Source organism: Hoylesella timonensis 4401737 = DSM 22865 = JCM 15640, from assembly GCF_000455445.1.
Lineage (GTDB): Bacteria > Bacteroidota > Bacteroidia > Bacteroidales > Bacteroidaceae > Prevotella > Prevotella timonensis.
Genome location: NZ_HG417091.1, coordinates 140,221 through 157,036, shown reverse-complemented (window position 1 = coordinate 157,036; position 16,816 = coordinate 140,221). Strand labels below are relative to the sequence as shown.

Annotated in this window: 9 protein-coding genes and 1 pseudogene; 4 read left to right on the top strand and 6 right to left on the bottom strand. The window is 45.1% G+C overall.

What is annotated here, in order from left to right:
* Window positions 1-4: 4 nt before the first annotated feature.
* From BN35_RS02705 to BN35_RS02690, 4 genes are all read right to left on the bottom strand, one after another.
* On the bottom strand, window positions 5-3,256 hold the full coding sequence (locus BN35_RS02705; RefSeq protein ID WP_028901152.1) for a SusC/RagA family TonB-linked outer membrane protein: 3,252 nt from the start codon (window positions 3,254-3,256) through the stop codon (window positions 5-7).
* 11 nt (window positions 3,257-3,267) lie between these two features.
* Window positions 3,268-5,802: a zinc-dependent metalloprotease gene (locus BN35_RS02700; RefSeq protein WP_044071150.1), complete on the bottom strand. Its 2,535-nt coding sequence runs from the start codon at window positions 5,800-5,802 to the stop codon at window positions 3,268-3,270.
* Window positions 5,803-6,049: 247 nt separating this feature from the next.
* Complete coding sequence (locus BN35_RS02695) at window positions 6,050-7,147, bottom strand: porin (protein WP_025072373.1); 1,098 nt, start codon at window positions 7,145-7,147, stop codon at window positions 6,050-6,052.
* A gap of 71 nt (window positions 7,148-7,218) precedes the next feature.
* On the bottom strand, window positions 7,219-8,193 hold the full coding sequence (locus BN35_RS02690) for a YitT family protein (protein ID WP_025072372.1): 975 nt from the start codon (window positions 8,191-8,193) through the stop codon (window positions 7,219-7,221).
* Window positions 8,194-8,449: 256 nt separating this feature from the next.
* Here BN35_RS02690 and BN35_RS13575 point away from each other — a divergent pair, with 256 nt between their 5' ends.
* A complete protein-coding gene (locus tag BN35_RS13575; RefSeq protein ID WP_145992917.1) occupies window positions 8,450-8,701 on the top strand; it encodes a hypothetical protein in 252 nt (83 codons plus the stop codon).
* 78 nt (window positions 8,702-8,779) lie between these two features.
* On the opposite strand, the gene BN35_RS02680 is transcribed toward BN35_RS13575, so the two are convergent.
* Complete coding sequence (locus tag BN35_RS02680; protein WP_044071148.1) at window positions 8,780-10,306, bottom strand: SLC13 family permease; 1,527 nt, start codon at window positions 10,304-10,306, stop codon at window positions 8,780-8,782.
* On the opposite strand from BN35_RS02680, the pseudogene BN35_RS02675 reads away from it, so the two are divergent.
* Window positions 10,223-10,534 (top strand): annotated as a pseudogene (locus BN35_RS02675) (DUF234 domain-containing protein); the annotation flags it as partial. The gene BN35_RS02680 and the pseudogene BN35_RS02675 sit on opposite strands and share 84 nt — an antisense overlap.
* Before the next feature lie 1,492 nt (window positions 10,535-12,026).
* A complete protein-coding gene (locus tag BN35_RS02670; RefSeq protein ID WP_025072369.1) occupies window positions 12,027-13,481 on the top strand; it encodes a hypothetical protein in 1,455 nt (484 codons plus the stop codon).
* A gap of 794 nt (window positions 13,482-14,275) precedes the next feature.
* On the opposite strand, the gene BN35_RS02665 is transcribed toward BN35_RS02670, so the two are convergent.
* Window positions 14,276-15,832: an SLC13 family permease gene (locus BN35_RS02665; protein ID WP_036893344.1), complete on the bottom strand. Its 1,557-nt coding sequence runs from the start codon at window positions 15,830-15,832 to the stop codon at window positions 14,276-14,278.
* Between the two features lie 262 nt (window positions 15,833-16,094).
* Here BN35_RS02665 and BN35_RS02660 point away from each other — a divergent pair, with 262 nt between their 5' ends.
* Window positions 16,095-16,382, top strand: a complete 288-nt coding sequence (locus tag BN35_RS02660) for a hypothetical protein (protein ID WP_025072163.1) — start codon at window positions 16,095-16,097, stop codon at window positions 16,380-16,382.
* The last annotated feature ends 434 nt before the right edge of the window (window positions 16,383-16,816 follow it).

Sequence of the window (16,816 nt, the reverse complement as noted above, 5' to 3'; positions counted from 1 at the left end):
CAACTTAAAAATTCATATTCAAACCAAAGATAACGCTTTTTGCCATAGGCTGGGCAAATGGGTTTCCCATGGTCTCGGGGTCAAGATAGTTGGTGTAGTCGGTAGCAACGACAAAGAGGTTGCGCCCTTCTAAAGACAGCGACGCATTGGTAACGCCCACCTTGTTGAGCCATTTCGAGGGCAATTTATAGCCCAAACGAAGGCTTTGCAGACGCATATAACTGCGGTCTTTCACCCAAGTATCGAGCATACTGTAGGTATTGTATTCAGAATATTGAATATGCTCGGGCACTCGCACATCTTTCGTCATCAACTTGGGAAAAGTTGTTTGGTTGTTGTTTGGCGTCCAACGTTGCAGGATGTCACGATTGACATTTAGCCCTCTGTCGTACGTTGTGGGGTTATAAGAGGGTTGTACACGCACCTTCATGCCCAAGTTAAAAATGAAGTTAATGCCCAATTGCCAATCTTTATACTCAAAATGATTGATAAAACCACCAGACACTTTAGGGTCGGTAGTACCCATATAGGTGTATAATGCTCGCTGCTCTGACGCCGAAAGCGTGCTGGCGCCAGCATTATTCAGTTTCAACAGTTCGGCAGCGGTCACCTTATTACCCTCTTTGTTGACAAACAAGGGATATCCATCCTTATCTAAACCCGCTGTCTTGTAGGCAAACAAGGCACCCACAGGATAGCCTTCACGACTGGGATAGGTAGAGTTTTCTGCCACGCTCTCGTTCAAAATCTTATTAGTGTTGAAGCCTAAGTTCAGGTTGGTGGTCCACTTGAAATTCTTGGTGTAAACGTTTCTTGACCCCAAGGCTATCTCCCATCCGCTATTCTCCATGCTCGCCCAGTTGATAGTAGTAGCCGAGAAGCCTGTTTCTTGTGGCAACATACGCATCCCGATGAGGTCACTACTGCGGCGATAATAATAATCTGCCGACAGCGTTATGGCATTGTTCCACAAACCAAGGTCTACTCCAAAGTTCACGTTTTTCGTCTTTTCCCAACGCAAATCAGGATTGGGAGCTGTCTCTGCCTTTATCATTTGTTCACCCTTGCCAGGCAATATCGACGTTTTGTCATAAAAGCCAATGAGATAAGGCGAAGTATTTTTGTCGATGTTTCCTTGGATTCCGTAAGATGCACGCAACGACAAGTTGCTAAGCCATTTAGCCGTTTTGGCGAAACGCTCTTGGTGTACACGCCACAAGCCACTCACTGAATATAACGGAAGATAACGATATTTCTTGGCAACACCGAACACATCGGAGCCATCGAAGCGCACACTGCCTCCCAAAGTGTAACGATAGAACAGCGTGTACGAACCAGTTGCGAACCACGACACATAGGCATTCTCGGCTTGATTCTCACGATGTAGCGGACGACTCTCTGCTGTTGTCTCATTTGGAAATATCACAGGATGCGTGGTAAGCGTACGGGCATCGTAACCGTATGCTGCTGAATAAACAGAAGAAGAGTTGATGTGGCGCACCTCTGTACCAGCCAAAAGCTCAACATCGTGAACCCTATTAAAGCGGTGTGCATACTCTAAAAGAGCCTTCCATGTCCACTGCAAACTATTATAGGAGGTAGTTTTGTGCATTCCTCCTTCTGGAAGATACGAGCGTTTGCCGTCTTTATAAGCATAAGTAGCATTGAAGTGTTCCTTTCTCATCGCAAAACTGTTCTCGCCAGCGTACTTCTCCAATGAGTAGTTGTCATACTGCAAGCCAAATTGTGAGGTGAGTTTCAAGTCGGGTGTGAATTGCAATTCACCGTCAAAGATAGCCATGAGCGATCGGTCGGTACGCTTGTGCGAAGTGTTTTCTCGCTCTTCAAAGATGTTGAAGTCGAGCGATGAGTCTTCTTTTCCCTGCACATTGACATCGTAATGATACTTACCTTCGACAAAAGGCAGGAAGTATGGGTTTGCCAAACGTGAGTAATACACTGGGTTAGTAAATCCATTGGTGTCGGTGAGATAGCTGTTTTGCTTCCGTTGGTTGGCGTAAACAGACGCACCCAACTTTAACATTTTGTTGATGCGGTAATCGGCTTTCAATGTCATGTTAAAGCGTTTGTTGTCAACACCTTTAACATTGCCCTGTTCATCGTAATAACCCACCGATGTATAATAGCCCGAACGGTTGCTCCCACCTGCAATACTTGCATTGTATTCTTGGTTCATGGCATGACGGAAAAGGATGTCATTCCAATCGGTATGGATGTTGCGAAGTGCATTGATCTGCGTTTGTGCCAATGCTGAAAGCGCATTCCTGCCTTCTCTTTTATATACCTCAGTCTCGTTGAGTGTTTTCAGAATGTTCGCCACCTCACCTTTATGTTCACGATAGGTGTAGTCTGAAGCTAACAAGCCTAACTCTAAATCCACCTTTTCGTCAGCATTCAACAGGTTCAGACGGTCGATATTCAACTTCGGACTATAAGTGTATTTTGCAGAAAAGTTAATAACTGGTCTGCCTTCCTTGCCTTTCTTGGTGGTGATGACTATCACTCCATTGGCAGCACGAGCACCATAAATGGCTGTGGCGGCAGCATCTTTCAGCACCGTGATGTTCTCAATGTCTGAGGGATTGATGCCTGCAATGGACGTTTGATACATGTCATCGATGTCGTTGAGGTTCTCCATAGACGGAATATCCGTACCCTCCAAAGGAATACCATCCAATACCCACAGTGGTTCCTGCGTACCATTGATAGACGCGGTACCACGAATACGTATCTTCACTGGTGCGCCTGGAGCACCCGAACTGCTTACGGTAGACAGTCCGGCTATCTGTCCTGCCAAGGCTTGGTCAATGTTCTTCACCGCTCCCACTGCCTTATCGGAAATATCGACCGTCGTTACTGAGGCTGTCAGCTTGCGTCTATCTATGCGCTGGTAACCAGTAACAACTACTTCATTGATAGAATGTGCATCGGGCATCAGCAAGATTTTGTAATGATTAACGCCTGGCTTCAGACTAATAGTTTGCGTAGTATAACCCACATAGCTAACGGATATGGTTTTTGTATCCTTTCCAACAGACAGTTTGAACTTTCCTTCGTAGTCGGTTACCGTACCCGTTGACACCTTACCTACGCCCTTTCCCACCGTTGCACCGATGAGTGGTTCGTCCTTGAGGTCGCCATCAAGCACCACACCAGTAATCACTCGCTCCTGTGCCTGCGTCTGCAAGACACATGCCAACAAGGCGATGAGCATGTATATCGTTTTCTTTTTCATTGTTATTCTTCTTATTTCGTTAATCCCAAAGCTGTTTGTATTCGTAATATCACGTCCTCATAATGAAGACGAGTAGTAGTGTCTGAACGGTGTAACCTGCTCTTCAATAGTTTCATGACACGAATCATCTCGCCTCGTTTCAAACTCAATGCATCGCTGTTACGTGTTACCTGCGTATTCGTCATTTGTATGTTTCTTGACTTACTGCTTAAATAAGTTTCTTCCTGACAGCCCAATCGCTTGTCGGATTGGTCAAGAAAACTGTTTTCGTATAACTTCTTATTAATTTTCACACCCTCTCCTTCGGCTGCTGCAGTAATGAGAGCATCGATAAAACTCTTTTGCAAATTGCGCTCCAAGAGATTGGGCGACTTTGCTGCCAAGGTTGTCTTAAAGATATGTCGATGCAACATATCCATAAATTCTACAGGTGTGAACGCCTTTTTACCATTCTCATATTCGTTTTCATACATTCGCATCAAGCGGTCGTTATTGAGCAAATCCCACAAAATGTAATTCTGCTGGTTCTTCAACATATAGAAAGGTTGCTGCTCCTCTACACCCAACGGAGTCTTACGTTGTAAGTAAGTCAACTTCGAGAGCGGTGTGTCGAACAGCCATTTTGGTTCACTCAACACCTCATCCAACAAGAATTGCAACGCCTGGCGCTGCTTGCTTTTCTCTACAAAGTGGAACGATGTCTGTCCGTCGCCAACGGTAAGGTTCTCCAAGTACATGCCTCCCACATTTGCCATGACATGATATAGGTACAAACTCCACTGATAGATCACCGCCGAATAAAGGTTGGAAGCCTCATCGTAGTCTTGTCCTGGCTTGCCTGTAGTGGTCCAGTTGATGATATTAGGCACAATTCGCTTGAGGTTGGCAATGCCATATCGTGCCGACTTTACAGCATCGTCGCCCAAATCTTCGCTCAAAGCACGTGGGTCAATGGCAGTACGCTGCGGCTGCGCCTCACTATATTTATACAAACGTCCACGATGTTTTCCTAAAAAATCGTTCAACTTCTGCTGTTCGTCTGTGCCTTGTGGATACCAGCGATAGCCCCACTCTATTGCCATGAGGTCGTAAGGTCCGATGTTGGGCGACATCACTTTCACCCCGTCACCCGGTTGGGCAACATAATTGAAACGCGCATAATCCATAATTGACGATGAGGTGCCTCCCATTCGCTGAGTGAAACTTACAGACCGAAGCGAATCGGTGGGATAGGCATTCGAGGCTATCATGTTGTGTCGTAAACCCAAAGAATGCCCCACTTCATGACAGGCTACGAAGCGTACGGCATCGCCTATCAACTCTTCGGGCAATTGCATACGGCGCGCTTGGGGGTTCTGTGCCCCCGTTTGTACCTTGATCCACTCACTGATGAGTGATTGTACGTTATGCCACCAAACGATATCTGCTTCCAATATCTCGCCTGTACGAGGGTCAATGACCGATGGACCCATGGCATTGGCTTTGGTAGATGCGGCATAAGTCAACACCGAGTAGCCCATGTCATCACCCACTTGCGCCAAACTATCGGTATAATCGAATACCTGAATGGCATTCTTAAAACCAGCCCGCTCAAATGCCTTATTCCAATCTGTCATACCTTTTTTAATATATGGACGCAAATGTTTGGGGACGGCTTGATCGATATAAAACACGATAGGTTGAACTGGTTCTACCAATTCGCCACGCAGATAGGCGGCAGTATCCGATGGAACGAGACGCCAACGAGTGATATAGTTTTTGGGTTCTACCTTGTTTTGATAGTCGTTGTATTGGATGTTTGAGGAGGTGAAATATCCCACACGGGCATCCTCCTCGCGACCTTGCATAGGATATTTTGGCAAGAGAGAGAGCGAGGAACTCACCACTACCGTCACGTTTACCTTGCTATTCCCCTCATGAACGGTCGTTGTTAGCTCAGAAGTGGCTGTGACATTGTTCTTAAACGCCTTGATATCAATAATTCGCGACAAGTTTGCAATAGGACTTGTGCCTAAGTTAATGTTGTTGAACACATCATTTAGGAAATTCTCCTTGCCGTTGTACAGGTCATTGACCTTCACTATTACGGTAGAAGAGTCGCTCGCCATGCCTTCTATCTTCAAGTTAGCAAGTATGGGATCGATGTAATTATCCTTCACCGAACCAGCCATTGCCGCAGATGAAGGCACTTCGGGCGTGATGCGTTGTTGCCGAACAATGAGCTTTTTCTGTCGTTTGTCCCATTCAAAACGCACCGTCTGATTTTCATAATTGATACCCTTGTTCACACCCGACTCGTTGAGTTCGGATGGAACTCTTTGCAAACGGTTCACTACAAGGAACTCACGACCCATCAATTTGGTAGGAATTTCGTAATAAATCGTATCCCCTTTCTTGATAACATTGAACACACCGTGCATCTCTACCGAGTCACGTCCCGTGAGACGCTTGTAGGCAGAGATGGGCTTCTCTGTTTTTTTCTTCTTTTTGGAGAATGGCCAAATTTGACAGGCTGCACGCATTTCCATGGAAGTGGATGAAAACATGAAACCTGCACATATTATTATGAATAAGGATTTACCTTTATGACGAAAACATCTCTTTAGCATTGATCTGATTATTTTTGAACAAAATGAGTTGAGAAACAGTTATCCTATCTGCAAACTGCATATTTACAGTTTTTCGATTTATCTCATACATCCTGTTTGCAAAATTAAACTTTTTCTTCTAAAATGCCAAGATTTTAACATATAAAGAGCTATTTTCCTTATTTCTCTTGTGAAAGATTTACAGTTACTTAATCACATTCACTCGCCAAGTAATACCAAGGTCAAGAATGGAATGTTTGTCTTGGAGGTAACCAGCAGGATTGGTATTCTTACCAAAGCAGTAACTATAGTTGGCATGTAGACGCACATTCTTATTTTTTAGTGGATAGTACTCCAATCCTGCACCTACACGTGTGATTTCGGTTCCTTCATATAACACCAGATCTGCGCGAGGTTTGGATTGCTCGACTGTCTTTTGATTGGGTTCTGTCAAGGGAGTTGATGCCTCGGGATTAGTGTCTACGCCTGCATGATTCACGTCATAACTTGCCTTAGCCCAGAGGTTAACCTGTGGTGTAGGCTGGTAATCGACACGAGCGGTCATGGAGCAATCCTTGAAAAGGAACGTCTGCCCCTTGGTGGCACGGTTCATGTAATCCACTCCTATTTGCAGATTGTCAGCCACATCGAAACGATTACCAAAAGAAAGGTAGTTAATAAATTTTCCTGGCACATACTCCATCAAGTTGACAGACCAATCGGTGTGCAAGATACCATGGCTTCCATACCATATCAGGTTGTAGGCATACATCTCTGAAGATATGCCACTATTTCGCTTATATACTTTCCGGAACGGGCTTTCCACCATTTGCAAGAAGAATTGGTCTTTTTTATTCGTGGTTTGATAGCCCAACCACAGTCCCCACTCGTAGCATGGAAAGTTGTAACAGAATTCAAAGAGTTGAAAACAATCAATAGGAGCAGGGTCGAACTCCCACGGTCCACATAGCACAGCCCACTTACCACCAGAGAGTGTCCAATTTTGGTTAGCGTGATAAGTAAGGAAGAGCCAGTCGGTAGCGTCAAAGAATGTATAATCTTTGTTAATGCCATTCAGGCGTTGTCGATACTTAAAAGAAAACTTCGGTGAGATATTTCCATTGATAATAAGGTTGAAAATGTTCCCCTTAAAGCCTGTTTTATCATTGACTTTCACACCGTCAATCGATTCACGTTGGTAGTCTGCTCGTGCTTCAACAGACAGATTTACAGGCTGGGACTCTTGTGCATAGAGCCCCATGCCATAGAATGTCAGCAAAAGCAGATATATCTTTAATTTCATAGTAAGTACAAATTAGACTTCATGTTTACAGTGCAACCATCGTGCTCCGTTTCTGAAAAGGCATGACAGTATCAATAATTTCCCGTACGTAGCAGTCCTTTCTTATTCCAAAGACCATATACTTCACTCACGGTATCAGAGGTAATAAATGTTTTGAGTCTTTCCTTACTCATGAAATCAATCAAAGTAGAGAATTCTTCTTTTGTCAAAACGATTTCCAACTGTATCTGTTTCTCATTAGAATAGCCACCTATCACCTCATGTATGGTCACACCACGACGAATGGTATGAACAACAAAATCCAGAATCTTCTGGTAATCTTTGGAGATGATATACACACGAGTCTTAGAATTGATATCCGACATAAAATGATTAAGTATCAAACCATTGAGCCATGTTCCAATCAAACCAATAATCACTAAACTAACAGGATTAATTGCAAAAGCAGTACAACAGATTGCACCACCTGCTAACATTACGGCAGTACCAAGCTTAACATGGAGATACTTATTGAAAATCTTCGCAAGAATATCCAACCCACCTGTAGAAGCATTGATACTGAACAAGATACTTTGTGAAGCACTCAGGATGAGAACGAAGCAGAGAAGGTCAAACCAAGGATTCGCAATGGCTTGTCCAGCAACGTAAGTGGTGAAGAGTGATTCGTGCATAGGAACGATAGAAGCGAGGAAATCTATCATCGGTCCCAATATCAACGCTGTATAGACGGTCTTGGCACCAAACTCATTGCCGATGAGCAAGAACGAGAGGACAAGCAATATTGCATTGATAACAAATATCATCGTTCCCACAGACACAAAAGGCAGCAATTTAGCGAGCACCAAGGACAAGCCAGTAATAGAACCTATAATGAGTTTACTGGGTATCAAGAAAAAGTACACACCCATGGCTGCCACAAACATTCCCACCGTCATAATGACTAATTCCACCCAAAATTGACGGGTACAGATAATCTGTTTGATTTGATTCGGCGCGTTTTGTAACTTTTCAACGAAAGTCATTTCGCTTTCCTGCTTGTTATTCATATTATCTAAATTTTAAGGTTATCAAGTTAACTATCGAGAACTCATGGTGTTCACGCTTCTTTCTGTGTTTCTCAGCTGCCACCTCTTCGTGTTATAGGTAGCAACAATTATTAAAGCTTTGCAAATTTAATTGATTTTTATGAATACACAAGTTTTTAGATAATTTTTTTACTTGAATGCGAAAAGTTAGCACAGTCTTGTACCTTCAAAATAGAAAAATGGAACAAAACTTTGAAGAGTACACCTAATACTGCTTATGGATATAAGACATACATCTTTCATCGTTTACCTGCCTAATTTTCGCATCAAGGTTACGGTTGCCTTTAGGAATGTCACTGCCTTTGGCCAGCTTGTCCGCTTGATACGACTTAGTATTAGGTTTCTGTTCGTTAGGCCACAAGTTCGCTATTGCTTCTTCTCTCCCAAGGGTTGCCCCTTGAAACTTGCAAGTCGCTATCGGGTTCGTTGGCAACTACGCCCCGAGTGGACTTTCACCACAGATGTATGACATGCCCGTCATACACAAAAAGACCGTATCCCTGTCACATGCCAGAATACGGTCTTTTTTTCGGTGGCTATAGCCCACTTATCCCACAACCATACTCACTAAGTACAGCGCGACGGGGATGGTGACGATGGCGATGCCGATGAAGTCGATATACACACCCGACTTTATCATCTTTGTGATGGGGATGTAGCCGCTGGCATAAACGATGGCGTTGGGTGGCGTAGAGACGGGGAGCATGAAGCCCAACGAGGCAGAGAGGGCCACACCTACTGCCACCGGCACTGGGCTGAACCCTGCCGAGAGGGCTGTTCCGATGGCAAGCGGGCCAATCATGTTGGTCGCGGCGGTGTGCGAGGTTAGCTCTGACAGAAGCAGTGACATCACGCAGAATACGGCCACGAACAGCAGTTCAGACGGCTTGCCACCCATCATGGCGATAATCTGGTCGCCAATCCAGCTCGACAGTCCGGTTGAATACATCATGCCTCCCATGGCCAGTCCGCCACCGAAGAGCAGCAATGTGCCCCATTCCACGCCCGCCACAGCATCCTTCCAGTCGAGCGTCATCTTGTTCTTCTTCAGGTCCACGGGCAGGAAGAACAGCAGCAGCGCACCCACCATTGCCGCAATGGCCTCTGGGAAGAGCCTGTTGTATCTGTTCAGCACGTCACTCTGGGTGCCGAGAACGATGCTCAGCACGCCTGGCGTTATCCAGAGAATGACGGCCACGCCGAAGGCAATCATCGTGTTCTTCTGCGCACGGGTCCATTTTCCCAGTGCCTTTACCTTGCCGTTGATGAACTCGGTGGCACCCGCGATGTGCTTCACGTCACTTGGGAACATGCGGGAAAGCACGATGTAGGCAATCGCAAAATAGGCCACCATGGCCACGAATCCCCATACCATCCACTGGAAGAACGATACATGCAGGTCGCACATCTCGTTGAGAAATCCCAGCATGATGATGTTCGGCGGCGTTCCAATTGGCGTGAGCACGCCACCAATGGAGCAGGCATAGGCCGTCATGAGCATGAGCCCTGTGGCGTATTTGTACGAGCTGAGATTGATAATCTTGCCTCGTGCGGCCATCATTTCGCGGATAGCCTCGAGCAGTCCCAGCGCAATGGGGAACATCATGGCAGCTGTTGCCGTGTTGCTGATCCAGCCCGAGCAGAGCATGCACGCCAGTCCGATGGCCAGAAAGATGCGCCGCGGGTTGTCGCCCACCCATTTCATCGACATGATGCCATAGGCGATACGCTTGTCCACGCCGTTCACCATCATGGCCTTGGCTATCATGAAGCCTCCCATAAAGAGGAAGATCATTGGGTTGGCAAAGGCGGCGAAGGCCTCTTTCATCTTCACCACATCGAACACCACGCAGAGGGTGGGGCCTATAAGGGAAGTCACAGGGATGGGTACCGGCTCGGTAATCCACCACAGTGCCACCAGCGTCATGATGGCCAATAGCTTGTGGCCCTCGGGTGTGAGGCCAGAGATGGGGGTAATCCACACGAGAATGGCGCATATCGGACCGAAGATGGCAGCAATGATTACGAACAGATAGAGCTCGACCTTGTAGCTGAATCGCTCGACAAGAAGCACATCCTCGTGGCAGAATGTAAATGGCGAGAACGCGACGAGGCACAGAGCATATATGAGCAATTAACAAGCCGTGCCAGCCGCTTACCATTCGTCAAGAAGGGGCAAAAAGTACACCCGATATTGTTCCTCAAAACAAAAACCAAGGCTGATGTTCCATGCTATTATCCCAAAGACATCATAGCGTCTATGCTTCAAGAGGATGCCTCCAAAGACAAAGTCTCATATTAACATTCTTTAGTCGGTAACTTTTTGCAAGTTATGGAAAAACTATTCGCCACAAAATAGAGATGTGAGTTTCATAAAATATTGTGTACAATATCTTATAAGAGGTGTTGGGAATACTCGATAGTTGTCTGTTAAAGAAACTAAAATGAAATTTGGAACTTTCATGGATATTAGTTATCTTTGTATTGTTATTTAGAGGATTTTAGTTGTGCCGATTGAGTCTCTTTCAAAAGATCTTCATCCAGACTATTCTCCTACAATGATCTTTGATTTAATTAACGGCAGATTTCTTCTTCATGTGCTATAAAGCTAAATAGCGCTACGGGGCAAAAATGTGTTACCAACGATGCGTTTGTGTTACCAATGTGTTACCACTTGATATTTCACAAATTGACCATACTTTTTATAAAAGTTTCGTATATCACTGAAAACGAACTTGTTGTAGCGTTTTTGGTGGTGGCATATAAGGCTTAACTCCATGCAAATCGCGACCCCAAACGGATCACTTTCGCCCCCATGCGGATCACAGAGTACTAAAAAAGAGGATTTCGACTATGAAGTCCTCTTTTCCATTTATACACAAGCCACTTGTTAGCTGATGGCGCATTTAGAGGAACTAAATGTAATAAGACATTACGGGATTTAAAAAGATTCATCCGACATTTGGAGTGATAATCCTTATTTAACACGAGAAGCAAGATTATTCCTGACGAGGTCACCTCCTCTGTCCTATTGCATCAATTAAAATGGATCATTGTTCATCCATGCAGTTTTGTTCTCATCAACAGATGTCCTGGATGAATCCTGAGACAACAAATACTGATATTTTTTCTTACAATCATCTCTCTATATTTCGCGTATTTAAAAATAAGAATCCTTCGGTTTGAAATTCGAGAAATTTGAGATAATTCGTAGTGGGTTGACGTTCAGGGTTTTAACAAACATGATTTTACTATACGTTTTTTGTTGTCTACGATTAGATATCAAACGCCACTGCGATTAAACTCTAATCACGATGCGACAAAGGTTCGGTCGCGCAATCGATAAGCTCAAATCGCGGTGCCACAAGGCTGTAACCGCATCGGCCTTGTGTTTTTGATATTCTTCGGTCTTGTAATTATCCGAAAAAACATGGCGCATTTCTGCCCAGATGCGACGAAAGGAAATGACAGGAAATGGTAATAATATTTTATAAAGTGAAGAATGAAGAATGAAGAATGAAGAATGAAGGATGAAGAGGGAAGAGTGAAGAGAGAAGAATGAAGAGGGAAGAGGGAAGTGTATGCACTGCATGACTGTCGTATCACTCGATCCGATTTTTGACGATTCAAAGTTACCGATTACAAAAGTATGTTTTGAGTGTTATAAAAAATAAAAAAAGCACTATTACGTTGATACTTTTGTATTTTTGCACTCAGTTATCTTGAACAGCAGAATTTGAAACACTGAAAATCCATAATCTGTCTATATGTAAAATCTTTAAATTTGGATTATTATGAATAAGAAGTTTTGGTTAATAGCACTCATCGTAGCTTGCACTGTTGTATTTGGCAGTTGCGATAAGTCTGAGGAATTGAGTGTTGAGCAACGTAAGTTGGATATGAATCTATTCAACCAAACCTATACTGTCAATGATGAGGGGTGCTGTGTGCTAAAAGGGAGAAAGCCAATAGCAGCAGAAGAAATACAGAGTAAGGTCAAGGGCTATGGTTGGGAGAGTATTGCCACTTATGAGGTACAGGAAAACGGAAAGTTGAGCAAGGAGGAATTTTGGAAAGACAGAGTTGGTGGCAGCCCTACACACTTTTGGTTTGAGACATCACAGCAAGCTTTTAGTTATTTTTATAGTGATGACTTGCCTGCCTTTTGTTTCAGTCGTGTATCATGGAGTTATGACGTGAGTAATGGCTTCATACTGTTTGGCAACAACAATCTGACAACAGAAAACAGATACATGCAGATTCTTAAACTTGACGAGTCGAATGGCAAGACTTTAATGTATACCATGCAAAAAATAGGAACGAGAAGTGAAGGCAGCAATGGTTCCAAGTCTGTTTATGGCATGATTGTATATAAGCGCATGACAGAAACAGATTTGGAAATGATGAAGAAAAGTTACACATATGATTTGGATATAGACCGTTCTGTACCTGAAAACTGCAAGTTCAAGATTAAGGCATACTATACAGAAGACAATAAAGACAACACAGACCCTGTGTTTCAGACTTTCCGCCTTATAACATTTGAACTTACCGATGAATATGGTTTCAACTCTTCGGATAACGCCTTTTACAATTACTACGATTCAATTACTTGGACGAGTGATTGTCGTGATATGCCAGATAGCTTTGGCATCATGGAACGCAAGACAAACAGTTTGAAGACCTCCTATTGGTGGAGTACATACTTCTTCACACCTCATGACAATACTACCGTATATGCCAATGGCTATAAAGATGGTCATATTGTCTATCAAGCTCATAAGAGGCTCTATTTAGTAAATGATGGATTCTTTGGTTACGATTGGGATATTGTAAGGTATAATCCAAAGAACCCCGAGCTAACAGAATATTGCTTGCTTGACAAGAACCGTGAGTTCATCATCACTCCACCTACAGCCTACAAAGAAGACATTGCAAATCCGTATGCAGAGTTACGTATTGTACTGAAAGGAGCAAAAGACAAAAACGACAAGGAATATATGTTAGGCGTGCTTGAACGTGAAAGAGAAGGTCTGTTGAAGATTATGGACCAGTACTATGAAGCACACAGTACTATAAAAGAAACAGAAAAGGCTTCGCTGTGTAAAACGTTTAAGGCACTACCCGAAGATGCTGATATTAAGGCATATTGGCGTACAAAACATTCACGCATGGTACTGATACTTAAAACTGACGAAGAAGACCCTATAAACAGTGAATACTATGTGCATGCGGAACCAATTAAATGACAAATAAGTTTAATGTGGATAACGCAATTAAATGTAGTTTATATAAATCGGGTAGGAGGTAAATGTTATTCATAAAAGGCATTTACCTCCTACTTTCACATTTACCGACCTCCCACACCACCGTACGTGCCGTTCGGCATACGGCGGTTTCGTACTTTTACACCTCACGGTGTGTGGCAAGTTGTTTTCAGCTATCCCTTTGAGTAACGTCACTTCTATCCTATTGTCGGATTCCGTCCTATCGTCTTGGATAGAGAGCTCCTTTCGGACATCTGACGAAAAGGTTCGCAGGGTAGCATTCATTTACTATTGCACTGTACGATTCGGTCCTTCCCTGTAGGCACACGTGCCTTGGGTACTATGAACTCTGCTGACTTCTCACGGCAAGCTTTACTCCGCTTCTTTCGTAAAAACAACTATTTGAAACGTCAGTGAGACCTCCTCGGATAAGAACATTATCTTTCCATCTTATACCTACTTCATTTTTTCGCAAAGCTCAAGGAAACTCCACCAACCATTCCGAATAGCTATGGGACTTTGATTTGTCTGGCAATCTTATCCATGGTCATATGCCTTATATGAAGTTTCTGTTCGTTAGGCCAGATGTTTGCCGCCGGCTTCCTTCAGATTTCACCTCACGATGAACACCCTTGCCTTTGGCTATGTAATTCCCGCTATTAGGGCTTACTCGGGACTTCCACCCGTTAGATAATGCTCATGCCGAGCGTACCAAAAAGACCGTATCCTGTCGTGTGACTGGGATACGGTCTTTGTTTTAGGTGCCTGTAGCCCACTTATCCCACAACCATACTCACTAAGTATAGCGCGACGGGGATGGTAACGATGGCGATGCCGATGAAGTCGATATACACACCCGACTTAATCATCTTTGTGATGGGGATGTAGCCGCTGGCATAAACGATGGCATTGGGTGGCGTCGAGACGGGGAGCATGAAGCCCAACGAAGCAGAGAGGGCCACGCCTACTGCCACCGGCACTGGGCTGAACCCCGCCGAGAGGGCTGTTCCGATGGCAAGCGGGCCAATCATGTTGGTCGCGGCGGTGTGCGAGGTTAGCTCTGACAGAAGCAGTGACATCACGCAGAATACGGCCACGAACAGCAGTTCAGAAGGTTTACCGCCCATCATGGCGATAATCTGGTCGCCAATCCAGCCCGACAGTCCAGTGGAATACATCATGCCTCCCATGGCCAGTCCGCCGCCGAAGAGCAGCAACGTGCCCCATTCCACGCCTGCCACAGCATCCTTCCAGTCGAGCGTCATCTTGTTCTTCTTCAAGTCTACGGGCAGGAAGAACAGCAGCAGCGCACCCACCATTGCCGCAATGGCCTCCGGGAAGAGCCTGTTGTATTTGTTCAGCATGTCGCTCTGGGTGCCGAGAACGATGCTCAGCACGCCTGGTGTTATCCAGAGGATGACGGCCACGCCGAAAGCAATCATCGTGTTCTTCTGCGCACGGGTCCATTTTCCCAGTGCCTTTACCTTGCCGTTGATGAACTCGGTGGCACCCGCGATGTGCTTCACGTCACTTGGGAACATGCGGGAAAGCACGATGTAGGCAATCGCAAAATAGGCCACCATAGCCACGAATCCCCATACCATCCACTGGAAGAACGATACATGCAGGTTGCACATCTCGTTGAGAAATCCCAGCATGATGATGTTCGGCGGCGTTCCAATTGGCGTGAGCACGCCACCAATGGAGCAGGCGTAGGCCGTCATGAGCATGAGCCCTGTGGCGTATTTGTACGAGCTGAGATTGATAATCTTGCCTTGCGCGGCCATCATTTCGCGGATAGCCTCGAGCAGTCCCAGCGCAATGGGGAACATCATGGCAGCTGTTGCCGTGTTGCTGATCCAGCCCGAGCAGAGCATGCACGCCAGTCCGATGGCCAGAAAGATGCGCCGCGGGTTGTCGCCCACCCATTTCATCGACATAATGCCATAGGCGATACGCTTGTCCACACCGTTCACCATCATGGCCTTGGCTATCATGAAGCCTCCCATAAAGAGGAAGATCATTGGGTTGGCAAAGGCGGCGAAGGCCTCTTTCATCTTCACCACATCGAACACCACGCAGAGGGTGGGGCCTATAAGGGAAGTCACAGGGATGGGTACCGGCTCGGTAATCCACCACAGTGCCACCAGCGTCATGATGGCCAATAGCTTGTGACCCTCGGGCGTGAGGCCAGAGATGGGGGTAATCCACACGAGGATGGCGCATATCGGGCCGAAGATGGCACCGATGATCCTACGTTTGCGATCGAATGATGAGTCCTGGTTTGACTTTTCTTGTTCCAGAGGCTCTGTTTTCTTGTTCGTGTCGTTCATATCAGTAAATTAAGTGTTTAAGTTATTGGTATTAATAGTTCCAAAAATAAGAAATATATTCTAATCAATCGTCAAATTGGTGATTTTTCTTTTAATTTATCGTTTTTTTTATCAAAAAATCGTTGATATATCTTTAAAATGCTTATATTTGCGTTGTGACTTTTCTGTCAAGAAGAGTTTAAGATACTGTTCTCCCGATGTGGGATGTAAAGTTTGTAGGTAGTGCTTTTCGAGGATTATCCATCTTAAAACCTTATATTTTATGAAAATGGTGTATATTATTATCATCGCAGTGGTGGTCAGCTTGGCAATTGCCTATCTGACCTATCGTAAAAACCACAATATGGCATTTGATGAGACGCGTCTGAAGGATGCCATCAGTCGTGTTTTCAGCGAGTCTGGCGAGTCTACTATGAAGCGGTCCGATTTCCTCTTGCGCCTGAAACAGATTCTTGGCTGCACGCACAAGCAGGCGCTCTATATGTATGGAGTGGCTCGAACCAAAGGTCTTATCGTGGTCGAGAACAAGCAGGTCAGCAAGGCTCTATAGCCAGCTGTACAGAGCCGCAGTGGCTATTCCATACGATATCTTTTGAGGTGTAGGGTGTGGCAGATGCCGTTGTGGTGTTCTCCTGATGACCAGTCACCAGCCAGCCCCTAAAGAAAATATCGTTGAGGGGTGCTGCCTACACCAGCTTGGCCAGCGATGAATATTTCAGGATGGCGCTCGATTGGCTCAGCAGCCTATAGAACTCGCGGGCCGAGTTCTTGACGTGTGCCTATTTCAGCGGGTTGATGCATCCGTCCATCACGTTTCCGCCCATTTCCAGAGGGATGCCCACCAGGTTGTCCTCGTTATAGATATTGACCTTTGCCGCACCGCTACCAGGCGGCATGAGGTGTCAACCGTTGGGCTACATGACCAATTGCGTTTATTTTGTCAACGATGTGACGGAACTTATCTGAATCCATAAAAGCGACTAA

Bases quoted from the DNA above. Each gene is read 5' to 3' on its own strand.
- BN35_RS02705 (WP_028901152.1), bottom strand. From the start codon at position 3,256: ATGAAAAAGAAAACGATATACATGCTCATCGCCTTGTTGGCATGTGTC.
- BN35_RS02700 (WP_044071150.1), bottom strand. From the start codon at position 5,802: ATGTTTTCATCCACTTCCATGGAAATGCGTGCAGCCTGTCAAATTTGG.
- BN35_RS02695 (WP_025072373.1), bottom strand. From the start codon at position 7,147: ATGAAATTAAAGATATATCTGCTTTTGCTGACATTCTATGGCATGGGG.
- BN35_RS02690 (WP_025072372.1), bottom strand. From the start codon at position 8,193: ATGAATAACAAGCAGGAAAGCGAAATGACTTTCGTTGAAAAGTTACAA.
- BN35_RS13575 (WP_145992917.1), top strand. From the start codon at position 8,450: ATGGATATAAGACATACATCTTTCATCGTTTACCTGCCTAATTTTCGC.
- BN35_RS02670 (WP_025072369.1), top strand. From the start codon at position 12,027: ATGAATAAGAAGTTTTGGTTAATAGCACTCATCGTAGCTTGCACTGTT.
- BN35_RS02665 (WP_036893344.1), bottom strand. From the start codon at position 15,832: ATGAACGACACGAACAAGAAAACAGAGCCTCTGGAACAAGAAAAGTCA.
- BN35_RS02660 (WP_025072163.1), top strand. From the start codon at position 16,095: ATGAAAATGGTGTATATTATTATCATCGCAGTGGTGGTCAGCTTGGCA.